The sequence below is a fragment of the Pseudomonas sp. Q1 genome (assembly GCF_009935975.1).
GTDB lineage: Bacteria > Pseudomonadota > Gammaproteobacteria > Pseudomonadales > Pseudomonadaceae > Aquipseudomonas > Aquipseudomonas palleroniana.
In genome coordinates this window covers 441,360-458,047 of record NZ_QODI01000002.1, presented here as the reverse complement: position 1 = coordinate 458,047, position 16,688 = coordinate 441,360, and the positions used below count along the sequence as shown (strand labels likewise).

Below are 16,688 nucleotides of genomic sequence, written 5' to 3'. Positions count from 1 at the left end.
CCCATAAGCTCTGGAATCCATCGGATTTAGACAGACGGCAATAGACTGATTTTGTGGATAACCTACTGTTATAAAACGGCTTTATGGAATTTAATGGAATTCCATTACAGGCTATCGGGGTCCCCAAAGAACATCTGAATCCGCGACCGCAACCACCGTTCCCCCGGATCATTATCCTGCGAGCCACGCCACGCCATATGCAGTTCAAAGCTGCGCACCGGCAGGGGTGGGTCTTCGGCGCGCAGGCCGCCGGCGGAGGTCAGTGCGTCGGCCGCATAGTCCGGCACGGTGGCCAGGATGTCGGTGCCGGCCAGCAGGGTGCCCAGCCCGTTGAACTGCGGCACGGCGAGGACGACGTGGCGTTTGCGGTCGAGTTTTTCCAATTCTTCATCGATAAAGCCGCTGAGGTCGCCTGCGAACGACACCAGCGCGTGGGGGCGGGCGCAGAAGTCGTCCAGGCTCAGGGAGCCGGGGACGCTGTCGGCGCGCAACAGTTTGGGCAGGCTGCGGCGCAGTACCTTGCGCTTGGCGTTGGCTGGCAAGTCGGCGGTGTAGCTGACGCCGATGGAGATTTCGCCGGAGGTCAGCAGGCCGGGCATGAGGATGTAGTTGACCCGGCGCACCACCAGCACGATGCCGGGGGCTTCGGCGCGCAGGCGTTTGAGCAGTTGGGGCAGCAGGGCGAATTCGACGTCATCGGACAGCCCGATACGAAACACCGCGGTGCTGGTGGCCGGGTCGAACTCGGCGGCGCGGCTGACGGCGGTGGAAATCGAGTCCAGGGCCGGGGAGAGCAGTGCGAAGATTTCCACGGCGCGGGCCGAGGGTTCCATGCTGCGCCCGGTACGCACGAACAGCGGGTCATCGAACAACCCACGCAGGCGTGACAACGCCGCGCTGATGGCCGGCTGGCCAAGGAACAATTTCTCGGCGGCGCGGGTCACACTGCGCTCATGCATCAGGGTTTCGAATACAATCAAGAGGTTAAGGTCGACACGACGCAGGTCGTTACGGTTCATCTTGGGTCCTGGAAGAGTCAGCAAGCTTGACGAGAACGGCCATATTCAGAACCTTCAGATTCCATTCAAAAGTATGACCGGCATGAATCTTACGGGGAAAGACTGGTACTCTGCACCGGCTAATTGAGTTTTCCTACGAGTCTTGGGGTCTATTCCTCAGAAGCTGAATCAATGGCAGGCATGTTGACTATTAACGGCGACCGGTGGCCTTGCCCGGAAAGCCCAGATAGAGTTCATGGCATTAGAGGTTACTTTGGCGAGGTTTGCGATGTCCCGCACGATCCGTTTTCACAAGTTTGGTCCGGCCGAGGTGCTCAAGTGCGAAGAGCATGCAGCCGCACAGCCCGCACCGGGCGAAGTGCAGGTGCGCGTCGACGCGATTGGCATCAGTTGGTACGACATTCTCTGGCGTCAGAACCTGGCGTCTTCCCATGCCCGTTTGCCGTCGGGCCTTGGCCATGAGATGGCCGGCGTTGTTGTCGCCCTGGGCGACGGCGTGGACGACTTGGCAGTGGGTGATAAGGTGGCCAGTTTTCCGGCCGAGAGCCCCAATGACTACCCGGTATATGGCGAGCAGATCGTTCTGCCTCGCTCGGCCTTGACCCGTTATCCGGACGTCTTGAGCCCTATTGAAGCCAGCGTGCACTACACGCCGCTGTTGATCGCCTACTTTGCCTATGTGGACCTGGCGCGGGTCAAGCCAGGCCAGTTTGCCCTGGTGACTGACGCCAGCCACTGCGCGGGCCCTTCGTTCGTGCAACTGGGCAAGGCCCTGGGTGTGCGGGTAATTGCCGCGACCAAGGACAGCGCGGAGCGTGAGTATCTGCTGTCGCTTGGCGCAGAGAAGGTGATCGTGACTGAAGAGCAGGACCTGCTCATGCAAGTCAACAAATATACGGATAACCGCGGTGTGGATGTGGTGTTCGATGGCCTGGGTGGCCCGCAGATGTCGCTGCTCGGCGACGTGTTGGCGCCCCGTGGCAGCCTGGTGCTGTATGGCTTGCAGGGTGGCAACCAGACGCCTTTCCCGGCCTGTGCCGCGTTCCAGAAGAACATTCAGTTTTTTGTGCACTGCATCGGTAATTTTACCGGCAAGCCGGAGCTGGGCATCATCCAGGATCAGGTGGCACTGCAACGTGCGTTGCGCGACATCAACCAACTGACCGCCGACCGCGTGCTGGTGCCGTTGAAAACCACGGTGTTCCCATTCAGCCAGTTCGTCGAAGCGCACCGCTACATGGACGAATGCCCGTGTCGCGAGCGGGTTGCCTTGCAGGTTGAGGCTGTTTGAGCTGTAGGAGTATTCGCAAATGAGCGCGCCTGGGTCCGAGCGGATGAGGCAAATACGCCATTTGTCAGGGCTTAACCCGCGCCTGGGTTAAGCCGCCACCGGGCTGTTCTGCCCCGCAAACAATACCTTTGCCCCTCGCGCCGCCCTGAATTCCAGCGCGGCGTTGTTGTGTGGGCGCGATTAACGTGCGGCCGGTTGATCATCTGAACGGGTTTCTGGCGCTGTTCTGTATCTGTTATTCATTATTTGAGTGCCGATAATTGTGCCTTCACTGTCATCTCAAGGACTGAGCAATGATTGACTATCTGAAACTACCTCGTCGTTTCGTCGAAACTAATTCGGCCCTGCCTATTTGTATTGAAAGTTTATTGGGAATGCCTGGGCGGTTTTTCAGGGTTCGGGTGAAAGAGGTAAGTAATGTCGGTCAGATATTTCTCTAATTTATTAGTTAGAGCGGTGTAGGACGCTGTCGGATTATTCCTAGGGTTATCCCTTCTTTCGCCGTAGGGCGCGCAGGATCGCGGCTCTCGTCGAAGGTGGTCATTTGGAATGCCACTGGTAACGCTCCGGTGGGTTTGTTGCAAGGTGCTAATGTTGATCCATCCTCGTACCCTGTAACGAGCAATAAACCTACAGATGTAATAGGTCAGGCAATTGCTCTTGGCAGTTGCTTGAAACTGATATTTCAACTCGGGTAGTAAAGCAATGAGCGCAATTCACGAGCAAGCCATGAACTATGTTTATCATCAAGTTCTGCAGCGGTTGATCGGGCACTTTACCCGTGCCGAGCGTACGGCACTTCAATTGTTGATCCAGCGAATTGTGGTGGCTGCCGGCGGCATGGAACAAGTCGGTGACTACAAGGTGCTCGTCGCCCATGGCGGTGGTGCTGTCAGCAGCTACACCCTGGCGCTGCTGCGGGCGGCGCAATTGACCATTGCCGGGCGGGCGCCCAAGACCTTTCATCTGCGTGTAGCCACCTTGCGGCATGCGGGCATGACCCAGGCGACACTGGACACCCTGTACCAGGGCTACAGCGCGTTGTTTCTGCACGACGATCCCCGCGTAGACCTGCTCCTGGTGGAAAACCAGGAAGTGCTGCCATTCAATCACCAGCGCCCGCCGTCGAGTGCGGGGCGTGAGGTCAGCCAGCGCAATATGCTGATGATAGGGCACCTGACGTCCGGCGATATCAGGGCGACATTGTGTAACGACACCTACCTGCGCCTGGGGGATTTCTACCAACGGGTCACCACATGGGGGGGCGGGGTGCATGCGGTGGTCAGTGGCGATTCTGCGCGCACGCAAAGCCAATACCTGGCCTGGCTGAAAAAGACGGCCACTACGGCGGGCATCACTCTGCCCCCCGGCAAGTCGTCATCGCTCAATGCGCTGTTTGCGCGCATGGAGGAGTGGAGCGCCGGTTGCTACCGTGACCTCTACGGCGAACATTATGTGGACATCGACAGCCCAGGCCGGGGCGGGCACCGGCATCTGGCGTATATCGGCATCGACGATCTGCTGGGGGAGGTGGACGTTGCTTCGACACCGCTGCTCACGCAGTTCCTGGCCCGTAAACCGGACCCCTTTGCGTTCCACTTCAGCCATTCGGCGTTCCCTAACCCATTGCTGATGGCGCATTTGCATGGGCTGCAGGCCCAATGCCTGCGGGAGCTGTCCTACGCAGAAGGGGTGGATAGCTTTGTCAGGCAAGCAATGGACGCCATGTACCGCCGGCACATTCCACACCACCTGATTGCCGAGGCAAGCTCAGATGACGGACGGATTCTGTCAGCGACCTATGCCCAGGAATTCTTCGGCCTGGATGAAGGGCAGTTGACCTGCCTGTTGTTCTCACCCTTCATTCACCATGGCGAGCGGCTGGAGGGCTACCTGCGCCAATGCCACCCGGGCATGCTGGTGGCGCTCCCTGAGCTGCACAACGTGTTGCAAGGCAAGCCGGCCGGCGATGTGTTGCAGCAATGGGCGGTCGATACCAGCGGGTTGTCGCTGCCGTTATTGCAACACCTGTACCGCAAGCGGCCGGTACAGATCGAACGGGGTGCCCAACTGCGCAACCGCCGCCTGGCCCAGGCGCAGGCGGCGCAGTTGTCGGGGCGTTAGCCGCGTGCACCGGTTTGTCAGCCCAGGTCAGCGCCAATGACCCTGCGCGGGGAGCGACAGGCGGATTTCGCTTACCAGGCGGTGTACCGCTACATGATCAACCTCATCAACGAGGTCAGCCTGGACACGCCGGTCAAACTGCCGTCCCTGCGGCAGTTGTCGGCACGGCTGAACGTGTCGATCTCGACGATTCAGTACGCTTACTCACTGTTGGAGAAGGAAGGACGGGTCTACTCAGTAGCCAAATCCGGCTATTTTGCCTGGCCGGCTGCGGTCAACCCGCAAATGATGGCGGGTGCCGATCTGCTCGAGCGCTTGTACGTAGCGGCGCGGCGTCCGGCAATGGCCGTGCTCAGTGGTGATGAGCCGGCGCTGCTGGGCTCACTCGACGGCGCTTTGCTGACGCTGGAGCGCCAACTGGTACGGCGCCATCCGCATCACCTGCAACCCTGGTCGCAACCCTGTGGCGTGTGGGAGTTGCGTACGGCGTTGGCGGCACGCTACACCTCATCGCCCACGCGTTGCTGGCAGGCCGATGAGGTGTACATCGGCGCAGACTTGCGAGGCGTGCTGGAGATCCTGATTGATGCATTGGGCCTCAAGGGCAGTATGGTGGTGGTCGAGTCCCCTTGTGATTATTTGATCTTGCGCCTGTTGCAGGCTGCCGGTGTGCGGGTCGTCGAGTTGCCTTGGCAGGCCGACGGTTGCCTGGACCTGGCGATGCTCGAACAGCTGCTGCGTCACGAACCGGTGCCCCTGGTGTTGCTGTCATCGGTGGTCAGCCTGCCGTCAGGCAATGCACTGTCGACCGCAGAGCGGCTGCGCGTGGCCCAGTTGCTGGAGCACTATGGCGGCTGGTTGCTGGAGAACGATACATTCGGTGAGCTGAGTTTCGCATCGCCCCCGGTCCCGCTGCGCAACCTGGTCAACCCGGAGCGGTTGATCGTGTTCTCCTCGTTCGAAAAGGTACTCGGGCCGGAGGCGCCATTTGGTTATGTCTTGTCGCGACACCTGAGCGGCGAGTTGCAGCGCCAATTTCTGCTGCGCTCATTCAGGCTGTCGTCGATCCGTCAACGCGCCATCGCCCAGCTTTACCAGAACGGGCGGTTCGACCAGCACCTGCAGACGTTGCGCGAGCACTTGTGCGAACAGGCAGAGGCCATGAGTGAGCGCCTGGATGCCCACCTGGAGGGGCGCGTGAGCTATCGCATGCCCATCGCCGGCGCAAGCTTCTGGTTGGAATCGGTGGCAGCGGTGGATATGCGTCAGGTGTTCCAGCGCATGGTCGCGCAACACGTGGTGATTGCTCCGGGTGAGTTGTTCAGCCTCAGCGGCTTGCATTCTCAGCATCTGCGGCTCAGCCACACGTTCAGTGGGCAACTGAACCTTGATATCACCCTGGATTGCCTGGCACAGGCATTGCGCCAGGCACAGATCGACTAGCGTATGAAAAATCTCCAATCACTGTCGGATCGATATCGTCGCGAAGTAGTCCAACTCCCAGTAAACTGTCACTTTTTCCGAATCCTTCTTTTCGAGGTTTATGCATGACTATCAGTCCTTTTGCGGGCAAGCCGGCGCCAGCTCAGTTGCTGGTGGATATCCCGCGACTGGTCACGGCCTATTACACCGGCCAGCCTGATGCAGCAATCTCCACTCAACGCGTGGCCTTCGGCACCTCCGGGCATCGTGGCAGCTCGTTCGAGCTGAGTTTCAACGAATGGCATGTGCTCGCCATCAGTCAGGCCATCTGCCTGTACCGTGAAGCCCAAGGGATCAACGGCCCGCTATTCGTGGGCCTGGATACCCACGCCCTGTCGACGCCGGCCGGCGCCAGCGCCCTGGAGGTCCTGGCCGCCAATGGCGTGCACGTGATGCTGGCCGAAGGGGATGAATACACCCCGACACCGGCGATTTCCCACGCCATTATCTGCTACAACCGTGGCCGCACCAGCGGCCTGGCGGACGGTATCGTCATCACGCCATCCCATAACCCGCCGCAAAGCGGTGGCTACAAGTACAACCCGCCCAATGGTGGCCCGGCCGACACCCACGTGACCAAGTGGATCGAAGCCAAGGCCAATGAACTGCTGGCCAATAAACTGGCCGGCGTCAAGCGCATCACCCATGCGCAGGCGCTCAAGGCCGACACCACTCATCGGCATGACTACCTCAACAGCTACGTGGCCGACCTGATCAACGTGATCGACATGGACGCCATCCGCAGCGCGGGCCTGCGCCTGGGCGTCGACCCATTGGGCGGAGCAGGGGTGCGCTACTGGTCGGCGATCGCTGAACACTACCGCTTGAACCTGGACGTGGTGAACACCGAAGTCGACGCCACCTTCCGCTTCATGAGCGTGGATTGGGACGGTCAGATCCGCATGGACCCGTCTTCGAGCTATGCCATGCAAGGGTTGATCGGCCTCAAGGAGCGTTTCGACGTCGCCTTCGCCTGCGACCCGGACCACGACCGCCATGGCATCGTCACCCCGTCCGGTGGCCTGCTGGCGCCGAACAACTACCTGGCCGTGTCGATTGACTACCTGTTCCAGAACCGTCCTGACTGGCGCGCCGATGCGGCCGTGGGCAAGACCGTGGTCAGCAGCGGCTTGATCGATCGCGTCGCCGCGCGCATCGGGCGTCGCCTCTACGAAGTGCCGGTGGGTTTCAAATGGTTTGCCGACGGGCTGTTTGAAGGCTCGCTGGGCTTTGGTGGCGAAGAAAGCGCCGGCGCCTCGTTCCTGCGTAAAGACGGCAGCGTGTGGAGCACTGACAAGGACGGTTTGATCCCGGCCTTGCTGGCCGCGGAAATGACCTCGCGCAAAGGCCAGGACCCGAGCCAGATCTATCGTGGCCTGACCGATGCCCTGGGCGAGCCGTTCGCGATCCGCGTCGACGCCAAGGCCACCCCGGCGCAGAAAGCGCTGTTGGGCAAGCTGTCGCCGGAACAGGTCACGTCCACGCAGTTGGCCGGGGAAAGCATCCAGCAAATCCTCAGCCATGCGCCGGGCAATAACCAGGCAATCGGTGGCTTGAAGGTGATGACCGAAAACGGCTGGTTCGCCGCACGCCCATCGGGTACCGAGGATATCTACAAGATCTACGCCGAGAGCTTTATTGGCGAAGATCACCTCAAGCAGTTGGTGGAAGAAGCGCAGGTGCTGGTCGACGGCGCGATTTCCGAGTAACACGTCAGTCAGTTACTGAGGAACACTGTCACCGTGGCGAGGGAGCTTGCTCCCGCTGGGCCGCAAAGCGGCCCACGCTTTTGATTTGAAAAGACTGGGCCTGCTACGCAGTCCAGCGGGAGCAAGCTCCCTCGCCACAGGTCATCCATGCCGCCGGCCGTCAGGCCAGATCGACCAGCACAATCTCGCTGTCCTCAATCGCCGTTACGCGCAATACCTGCTCATCCTGCACCGCAACACCGTCGCGAGCTTGTGCACGCAAGCCGTTGACTTCAATCACGCCGGTCGCCGGCACCAGATACGCACGCCGCCCGCTGTCCAGCCGGTATTCGGCACTTTCCCCGGCTTTCAGGTTCGCTGCCACCAGGCGCGCGTCCGCCCGAATGCGCAGGCTCTCGCTGTCTCCGGCCTTGCCGCTGGCCAGGGTCACAAAACCCTCGCGGTCACCTTTGGGAAACGGTTTGGCGCCCCAGGACGGCGGCAACCCCGATTCGTTCGGGATAATCCAGATCTGGAAAATCTTCGTCGGTGTGGCTTCCAGGTTGTATTCGCTGTGGGCGATCCCGGTGCCGGCGCTCATCACCTGAACGTCGCCAGCCTCGGTGCGACCCTTGTTGCCCAGGTTATCGGCGTGGCTGATCGCGCCCTCACGCACATAGGTGATGATTTCCATATCGCGGTGCGGGTGCTGCGGAAAACCGGTGCCCGGCGCAATGATGTCGTCGTTCCACACCCGCAGGTTGCCCCAGTGCATGCGCTTGGGGTCGTGGTATTCGGCGAATGAAAAGTGGTGATGAGCGTCCAGCCAGCCGTGATGGGCGCCGCCCAACGTATTGAAGGGTCGAAGTTCAAGCATGATCGTCTCCTGTGAATGAGCCCATTTTCCGGCAGCGGATGATCGATAAAAAGCGTAAAAAGTGCCTTATTCCTATCAGTAGATTAGATGGGTTACGCGTGTTTTGACTTTCACTTCATCGCCTAACTGCATGACGATAAAGCAATTGGCTGGAACTGAACGCCGTTTCCGGCGACCATGGCGCACTTGTCGAAGCCAGTCCATCGCAGGAGTCCGCGTGCCGCAACAAAAGCCTGATCTACCGCCCGAACTGCGCCCACTGGCCGAAATGCCGCTACTCAAGCGTCTGGCGGCGCGTCTGTTCGGGCATGGCCTGACCCGTTTACGGGCCCAGCACCGGTTTTCCTGGCTGCATGGCCAGGCGGATGGTTTTCGCAGCGGGCACGAGGCCGGCGTGGAGTACGGCTACCGCGAGGGTAAGGCCGATGGTATCGAGGAAGGCCGGCAAGTCCTGTTGATTCGTGACTTTCGACCGGACGAGCATCGCGCGCCGGGGATCGACGACAGCCTGTTCGATGATTGGCGCCTGCCGCTGACCGCCGAGGTGAAAAAACGCATGAAGGCCGACGTGGCCCGATTGCTCCCCGAGCATGCCCAGCCCAGTGCGGCGCAGTGGAAGATGATCTTCAGCGACACGCCCTCGACCTCGGTGATTGCCGGGGCGGGCGCGGGTAAATCCACCTCGCTGGTGCTGCGTATCCTGCTGTTGACCCATTATCTGGGCTTCGAGCTAAGCTCGATGACGGTGGTGACCTTCACCCGCGAATCACGCAAAGACTTCATCAACAAGCTCATGCAGATTCTCAGCCTGTGGGGCCAACCCCTTGGCCTCAAAGAGGCCCAGGCTGTGGTGCGTACCTTTCACTCGCGCATTTTGCCCATGGTGCGCAGTCTGCCGGGCTTTGAACGGCTGCAAGCCTTCGAGAACCTCGGCAGTGGGGTTGAAGACGCCGACAGCAACCCGTTCGACCTGCGTATCAGCGACGCGCAGCGCCAACAGCTGAATGCCTGCTACCACCACTTGCATGGTCGCCATGAACGCTTCCGTGAACTGATCGTGCCGCTGGCGCGCCAGGGCCTGCAGCTCAAGGAACTGGAGCGCGACCACCCGGATGTGCAAAAGCGCATGGCGGTGACCGAATTGGCGGCCAAGCGTGATGAAGAACTCTGCGATGTGATCGAAGACCTGTGGTTTCGTGCCGGCGCCTGGCCGATAAAAGGCATTGAGCCCAGCCGCCAGACCTTCGAGATCAACGGTGCGCAGTTTCATTGCCATGGCTACATCGCTGAGCTGGACGCTTGGGTGGTGTTGGGCTTCGATGCCCGGGAGAACGCCCAGATCACACGCCCCAATGCCAAACTGTCGGTGCGTGCAGAGTGGGCGGTAAAGCGCACCCTGTTTCAAGCTTTCTGCCGCAAGCCTTTGATTTGGCTTGATAACTATGAGGCATCGAAACGGCTTTTGGGCAGCCTGGCGGGGGATGCCACGGCGGGCCCCGGGTTTGACTACAAGGTAAAAGGCGAGCTGGCATCGGCGCCTCTGCTGGACAGTTTTGTCACGGCTGCCGGCTTTATCGAAAACCTTGGCCTGGACGTACCCACTGCGGTGGGCCGGATGAGCTTCGCCAAGGACGACCCCGACCGGTTCTTCTTCGAGGCCCTGAGCATTTTCTGGAAAGCCCTGGAAGACCATCTGCTCTCTCAGTCGCCGCCGATCATGACCTACAACCGCATGTTCTCGCTGTTCGGTGAAAACACCCCGGAAAACCTCAAGTTGCTCAGCGACCCGCTGCTGCGCCCGATGTCGCACCTGATGATCGATGAGTTCCAGGACGTGTCGCCGCAGATCGTGTCGTGGCTTCGCGCCAGCCTGCGTGAAATCCGCAGCCGTGGCCCGGCGATGCACGTCGGGCGTGGGGCGCAGCGTTCTTCTTTACTCTGCGTAGGGGACGACTGGCAGTCGATTTATGGTTGGCGCGGCAGTTCGCCCCAGTATTTCATTGCGTTCAACCAGGAATTCCCGTCACCCGCGACCACCCGTGTGATGCTCGGCGAGAACTACCGCAGCCACCAGCACATCATCGACGCCGCCGAGCATGTCGTGCGCAGCGCCCCGGCGATTCCCGGCAAAAAAGCCAAGGCCAGCGGCGCCCCCAAGCCCTTGGTCCCGGTTGCGGTGCTTGAGCGCGATGACGCCGCGCTGGGCCGCACGCTGCTCGAGCATTATCAAAAAGGTGATTCGATCTTGATGTTGTATCGAAAAAGTAGCGATAAGTTATTGATTCAAGAGCATATTCAGTCTGTAGTTAATCTGGATTCTAGCTTGCCGCCAGCGGCTCGCAGGTTGAAACAGCTGACTTATCACAGCGCCAAGGGCCTGCAGGCGGATACTGTTTTCCTGCTGGGCGATTGCCAGCATGTCACCAGCTCGCCCTACAAGAACCAGGTCTACCGCATGGCCGGGCTGGGCAAGGACGGCGACAGCGAGCCCTATGACAGGGCGCAAAAAGACGAAGTGCTGCGCCTGGCTTACGTCGGTATTACCCGTGCGGTGAGCCACTGCTATTGGTATGTCGAGAAACCGGAGGGCCAGGGCGTGAATGTGCCCAGGGCCTCGGAGCGGGTGGATGGCAAGAAAGCGTTCTTCGACGACCGGCGTGGATGACTCCGGCAGGGCTGCTCACGACGGCCCGGGCAAGGCATCAAGCCCGCAAAGACAGCGGTGGTACAAAGGACTCCAACTCATCCTCCACCGCCTCGATGATGCGCTCTACATCGGAGGCATTCATCACCGTGGCGCAGGGGATGCCGGCGATGGCGATCAGGGTCTCGCCGCTGGCCCGGTCGAACAGGCGCACGATCATGCTGCCAGGCGCATCCATGCTGCCTTCGAAACCCATCGGATGAAAATGCCAGCGCATCAGCTGGCAGGCGTTGGGGAACGTCACTTTGTTCAGGTTGCCGTGCATATTGCCCACCTTGTTCATTGAGCGCTTCCTTTAGCTCGCGGCAGGACCAGGACCGTCAATGGTCATGGTTTGAAGAATTTCAAAAATAGCATTCGTTCGTAACCATCATGTGACTTTTTTTGTCCCGTTCGGCAGTTGTTTACTGACTCTTTGATGTAGGTCATGTCCTGGTTCAAATCAGGCAAAAAGCCATTGGTGATCAGCGCTGATCGACCCTTGAAGCGGTCGTGATAATTCGGCAGTCTCACCATTTACCCGCCACAGAGCCTTATATGCCCGACAGCGCCTCGGCCGATGATTGCCAAACCACCCGGGCCACGGCTGAACTGGTGTTGCGTCACCACCTGTGTTGGCGCCATCGCGACCTGGATGGGGTCATGGCCTACTACCATCCGGACATCCAGTACCACGACTTCTTCCAGAACCGCGTGGTGGGCTACGCCGAACTGCGTGAGTACCTGCAAGCCAGCATGCCGCGTGGGCCCGATGAGGCCATCGCCCATGCTGACCGCATTCGCGCCGACGGTGACACAGCCTTCATCCAGTACTGCATCACCTTGCGTGGCGGCCAGGGGTTGGTGTCGTTCCGCACCAGCGAAGCGATCACCGTGCGTGACGGGCTGATCTGGCGGGTCAATGAATACGCGTCCCTGGTGCATGAACAACCGGCCCAGGCCATACGCCCGACCGTCAGTCGCCTGGGCCTGTCGCCGCACCAGCTGGGGCATATGGCCAACGACCTGCAGCAGTATTTCCAACAGCAGCAACCCTATCTGGACCCGGAGCTGGATTTGCAACGGGTGGCCAAGGCGTGTGGCTACAGCCGCAATCAGATGTCCTACCTGCTGAACCAGGTGCTCGGGCAGAGCTTCTACCGCTACGTCAACCAGGCACGGCTCCAGCACTTGTTGGCCGAATTGGACAAGGCCACGTCGCCGATAAAAGTCGATGAGCTGGCGTTCGCTGCGGGTTTCAACTCGTTATCGGCGTTTTACAGCGCATTTCGCCAGCACACCGGGCAGTCGCCCAAGGCTTACGTCAAACAAATTTCTCTGCGTGCACGCGCGCAAGACAGCCCATAACCTCACGCCCTAGGATCGTCCCTATCGAAATGAGGTAGGGGAGCCCGGCATGCCGGCATGGCGCAAGATCAGTTTATGGATGGACCAGTTGGACGACCCGCTGCTGGCGCGGCCGGCGCTGGCCCATGACCTGGATGTCAACGTGGCCATTATCGGTGCCGGTTATACCGGGCTGTGGACCGCGTATTACCTGAAGCGCCAGGCACCCGAGCTGAAAATCGCGATTATCGAGGCACACACCGCAGGTTTTGGCGCGTCGGGCCGCAACGGTGGCTGGCTGATGGGCAACCTGTTGGGTGAAGACCGCTTGTTGGCGGGCCTCGACCCGCAACAACGCCGGGCCTCATTCGATCTGTTGCACGGCATACCGGATGAAGTGGCCCAGGTGTTGGCCCGTGAAGGAATCGACTGCGACTACCGCAAAGGCGGGGCCCTGTATTGCGCCGCACGCTACCCCGAACAGGAGCGCAGCCTGCGTCGTTACCTGGACAAACTCCACGCCCAGGGGCTGACTGAACACGACTACCGCTGGTTGAGCCCGCAACAGTTGGCCGAACAGATCCGTATCGCCAAGCCCTATGGCGGCATCTATGCGCCGCATGTCGCGACGATCAACCCCGCCAAGCTGGTGCGCGGCCTGGCGCGGGTGGTGGAGAACATGGGGGTGACGATCTACGAAAACAGCCCGGTGACCCATTGGCAGTCCGGCCGCCTGCGCACGGCCCAGGCCAGCGTGCGCGCTGCCTGGGTGGTGCCGGCGGTGGAAGGCTACGCCAACACATTGCCGGCCCTGGGGCGTTATCAGTTGCCGGTGCAAAGCCTGATGGTCGCCACCGAGCCGCTGTCCGCCGCGACCTGGGATGAAATCGGCTTGAGCCATGGCCAGGCGTTCGGCGAAAGCAGCCGTCAGGTTACCTACGGCCAGCGCTCAGCGGACAATCGCCTGGTGTTCGGGGCGCGTGGCGGCTATCAGTTCGCGGGGAAGTTGCGACACAACTTCGATCTGACCGACAGCGAGGTCGAGCTGCGTCGTTACCTGTTTGGTGAACTCTTCCCACAGCTGAAGAAGGTACGGATTACCCACTCCTGGGGTGGCAACCTCGGCATGTCACGCAACTTCCGGCCACATATGTTGTGTGACCACAAGACCGGTATCGCGCTCTCTGGCGGTTATGGCGGGGAGGGCGTCGGCGCCACCAACCTGGGCGGTCGCACCTTGGCTGACCTGATCCTGGGCCTGGATACGCCATTGACCACCCAGCCCTGGGTGATCCGCGAGCGTGGCCTGGACGCACTCAAGCCCTGGGAGCCCGAGCCCTGCCGCTGGCTGGGCTACAACGCGATCATTCGCAGTTTTGTGCATGAAGACCAGGTGTTGGCCGACCCCCATACCGCGCCCTGGCGGCGCAAGTTGGCGAGCGCCGTGGCCGGCTTCATGGAAGGTTTCATGCACTGATCGTTTGACTCGCACGAACGCTTTGGATCCTTGATCGCCTGCCATAACAACAGCCCTGAAACCGCCAGGAAATCGAACCATGAAAGCCATTGCCCTGTTTCCCCTGATATTAGCGGCGTCTATCAGCCAGGCCGCCGAGACGGTGAAAATCTACAACTGGTCGGACTACATCGCGCCCGACACCACCAAGAACTTCCAGAAAGAAACCGGCATCGGTTTCACCTACGACGTGTACGACAGCAACGAGACCCTCGACGGTAAGTTGATGACGGGGCAATCGGGTTATGACGTGGTGTTCCCATCCAACCACTTCATGGCCCGGCAGATCGAGGGCGGAGCGCTGAAGAAGCTCGACAGGCGCCAATTGCCCAACTGGAAAAACCTCAACCCGGCATTGCTCAAGGCCCTGGAAAACAACGACCCGGGCAACGCCCACGGTTTTCCCTACCTGTGGGGCAGTACGGGCATCGGCTACAACATCGACAAGGTCAAGGCCGTGCTCGGCGACGACGCGCCGGTGGATTCCTGGGACTTGATCTTCAAACCGCAAAACATGGCCAAGCTGCAAAAGTGCGGGGTGGCGATCCTCGACAACGGCCCGGAGCTGTTGCCGGCCGCGCTGAACTACCTGGGGTTGCCACCCCACAGCAAGCAGCCTGAAGACTACAAAAAAGCTCAAAACCTGCTGATGAAAGTGCGGCCGTATGTGGCGTACTTCCACTCCTCGAAATACACCGCCGACCTGGCCAATGGCGACATCTGCGTGGCCGTCGGTTTCTCCGGCGACATCCTGCAAGCCGAAAGCCGTGCCAGGGAAGCCAAAAACGGCGTGAACATCGGCTACAACATCCCCAAGGAAGGCGCTGCGATCTGGTTCGACATGGTCGCCATGCCCGCCGACGCGCCCGATGAAAAAGCCGGCTATGCGTTCATGAACTACCTGCTGCGCCCGGACGTGATGGCCAGCATCACCAACTACGTGCACTACGCCAATGGCAACAGCGCAGCCGACAGCCTGGTGGACCCGATGATCAAGGCCGACACCAAGGTGTACCCGAGCCCGGAAATGATGGGCAAATTGTTTGCCCTGGAGGCGATGCCGCTGAATATCGACCGGGTGCGTACGCGGGTGTGGAACACCGTTCGGACGGGACGCTGAGCATGGGGAGACAAGAGGGACCTGTATCGATCGGTTAGAGCTGTTCGCGATAGTTGAAAGTCTTTTTAAACCTGTCAATTTTGACAGGTTTAATATTTTTCAAAGCCCATTAAGCTCATCCTTGCGAACGATTTCACTGGGTAAGGAGAGACACATGGCAAGCCTCAAGGAAACAATCAGGAAAGTAACGCAAGCCTCTGGCTGGATGATCGGGCACGTCAAGACTCCTGACGGGAAGATACCCTATAGGACAAACCAGGTATATCGCGTTGAAAGTGCCAATACACTAAGAATATATTCGCGTGAAGAGTCCAATGGCGCTCCCGACGATATCTCGGCCATAGAGGTAACCTTTCAAGATAAAAATGTGCAAAGCGGTACCTATGACATCGACTCTAGAGCTGTGACGGCTGCGTACTTGCCTTTCGGATCCGAGGCGCAATATGCGGAATCAGGTACTGTCACTATCGAAAGGTTCGAGGATGAAGTATTGCTAGGGCAAATCCAGTTTGTGACCGCAGATTATGCTACCCGCGTGGTGTTCATTATGCAGGGCATCAACGGGTGACAATCGGTTATTCAAGCTTGGTTCGATCGTTCCCGTGCAGGCGCGGGAACGATCTTGGTCGACTGAGTCAGGGATTCTCCAGATCATGCCCCAACGACTGGATAAACAACGAAAACAGCTCCGGTTGTGACGAGATATCCAGCTTCGCGTACAGATGTCGCCGATGCACCTTCACCGTGTCCGGCGAAATATTCAGGCGCTCGGCCATGGCCTTGGACGAGAACCCACGCAGCACCAGCCGCGCGACCTCCAGCTCACGCTCCGACAGCACGCCGCAGCCGAAATGGCTCAGGGCGTCCCTGATCTGGCTGTCCATCGCCGGCACTCGCTGAGTACTTTGTTGCCAATGCTGCTGCATCAACGGCAGCACCCACGCGGCCAGCGTGGTCATCAGCCCGCTTTCTTCAAAACTGAACCGGCGTTGCATGCCCAACGACAATGACAAGGTGCCTGCCCCCGGCAATTGCAGGATGAACTGCACCTCATCTTCCAGGACGTTGTCGTGGAAGTAGTTGAGGAAGTATTCACTCTGGCGAAAATGGTCCGGCGCCACCTCTTCGAGGCGGTACACACCGCTGGGGTAGCCTTCGCGGCACGCCTGGAAAAACGGGTCGAGCAAATACAAGCCATTGAGGTAAACCAGCATCGACGCCGGTTTGCTGCTGGGCTGGGCGTCGTATTCCTCCAGCGCCTGGGGTGGGCCTTCCAGTGGGTAGAAGATCGCCAGGGCGTTATCGAAGGGCAGGCACTGATGCAGTAACAGCACCAGTTGTTTCCAGAACCGCTCGGTGCCGATCTGTGACAGGGTGCGCCCCAGCCCTGCATGCATGCCGATTTCCCTGAACAGGCTCATTTAAACGGCTCCCGGCCTCGAATAGATCGGTCAAGGGTTGGGTTTTTGCCGGGGGCCGTCAAGGGGAGTACCCCAATAGGGGAATTGGCTGACACCGTCGCAGCCGATACCTTCGTGCTC

Annotated in this window: 13 protein-coding genes; 9 read left to right on the top strand and 4 right to left on the bottom strand. The window is 59.9% G+C overall.

Translation table 11 applies throughout. From position 1 onward, the window contains the following. Positions 1–104 precede the first annotated feature (104 nt). Positions 105–1,019, bottom strand: coding sequence for a LysR family transcriptional regulator (locus DK870_RS05005; protein ID WP_104993745.1), 915 nt, complete (start codon positions 1,017–1,019; stop codon positions 105–107). Between the two features lie 268 nt (positions 1,020–1,287). On the opposite strand from DK870_RS05005, the gene DK870_RS05000 reads away from it, so the two are divergent. From DK870_RS05000 to pgm, 4 genes are all read left to right on the top strand, one after another. After that, positions 1,288–2,310: a zinc-dependent alcohol dehydrogenase family protein gene (locus tag DK870_RS05000; RefSeq protein WP_060752890.1), complete on the top strand. Its 1,023-nt coding sequence runs from the start codon at positions 1,288–1,290 to the stop codon at positions 2,308–2,310. Positions 2,311–3,015: 705 nt separating this feature from the next. Then, entirely contained in the window at positions 3,016–4,434 is a 1,419-nt protein-coding gene (locus tag DK870_RS04995; protein ID WP_104993746.1) for a hypothetical protein, read from the top strand. Between the two features lie 36 nt (positions 4,435–4,470). Further along, a complete protein-coding gene (locus DK870_RS04990) occupies positions 4,471–5,877 on the top strand; it encodes a PLP-dependent aminotransferase family protein (RefSeq protein WP_161548140.1) in 1,407 nt (468 codons plus the stop codon). A gap of 104 nt (positions 5,878–5,981) precedes the next feature. After that, positions 5,982–7,625: a phosphoglucomutase (alpha-D-glucose-1,6-bisphosphate-dependent) gene (gene pgm / locus DK870_RS04985; RefSeq protein ID WP_060752893.1), complete on the top strand. Its 1,644-nt coding sequence runs from the start codon at positions 5,982–5,984 to the stop codon at positions 7,623–7,625. A gap of 160 nt (positions 7,626–7,785) precedes the next feature. Here pgm and DK870_RS04980 read toward each other — a convergent pair whose 3' ends face one another. Continuing rightward, the gene (locus DK870_RS04980) at positions 7,786–8,481 is read right to left on the bottom strand and encodes a pirin family protein (protein ID WP_060752894.1); all 696 of its coding nucleotides are present in this window, start codon (positions 8,479–8,481) and stop codon (positions 7,786–7,788) included. A gap of 217 nt (positions 8,482–8,698) precedes the next feature. On the opposite strand from DK870_RS04980, the gene DK870_RS04975 reads away from it, so the two are divergent. Beyond that, positions 8,699–11,146 (top strand): UvrD-helicase domain-containing protein, encoded by a 2,448-nt coding sequence (locus DK870_RS04975; protein ID WP_161548139.1) that lies wholly within the window; start codon positions 8,699–8,701, stop codon positions 11,144–11,146. Between the two features lie 37 nt (positions 11,147–11,183). Here DK870_RS04975 and DK870_RS04970 read toward each other — a convergent pair whose 3' ends face one another. Next, positions 11,184–11,468, bottom strand: a complete 285-nt coding sequence (locus tag DK870_RS04970) for a DUF1652 domain-containing protein (protein WP_060752896.1) — start codon at positions 11,466–11,468, stop codon at positions 11,184–11,186. Between the two features lie 254 nt (positions 11,469–11,722). Between DK870_RS04970 and DK870_RS04965 the strand changes: the two genes are divergently transcribed. The 4 genes from DK870_RS04965 (at position 11,723) to DK870_RS04950 (ending at position 15,715) form a co-directional block, all read left to right on the top strand. Further along, complete coding sequence (locus DK870_RS04965; RefSeq protein ID WP_060752897.1) at positions 11,723–12,532, top strand: AraC family transcriptional regulator; 810 nt, start codon at positions 11,723–11,725, stop codon at positions 12,530–12,532. Positions 12,533–12,581: 49 nt separating this feature from the next. Then, on the top strand, positions 12,582–13,988 hold the full coding sequence (locus DK870_RS04960; protein WP_161548138.1) for an FAD-binding oxidoreductase: 1,407 nt from the start codon (positions 12,582–12,584) through the stop codon (positions 13,986–13,988). Positions 13,989–14,067: 79 nt separating this feature from the next. Continuing rightward, positions 14,068–15,147 (top strand): polyamine ABC transporter substrate-binding protein, encoded by a 1,080-nt coding sequence (locus DK870_RS04955; RefSeq protein WP_161548137.1) that lies wholly within the window; start codon positions 14,068–14,070, stop codon positions 15,145–15,147. Positions 15,148–15,301: 154 nt separating this feature from the next. Then, on the top strand, positions 15,302–15,715 hold the full coding sequence (locus tag DK870_RS04950) for a hypothetical protein (protein WP_161548136.1): 414 nt from the start codon (positions 15,302–15,304) through the stop codon (positions 15,713–15,715). A gap of 67 nt (positions 15,716–15,782) precedes the next feature. On the opposite strand, the gene DK870_RS04945 is transcribed toward DK870_RS04950, so the two are convergent. Beyond that, entirely contained in the window at positions 15,783–16,568 is a 786-nt protein-coding gene (locus DK870_RS04945; protein WP_104993750.1) for a helix-turn-helix transcriptional regulator, read from the bottom strand. Positions 16,569–16,688 lie beyond the last annotated feature (120 nt).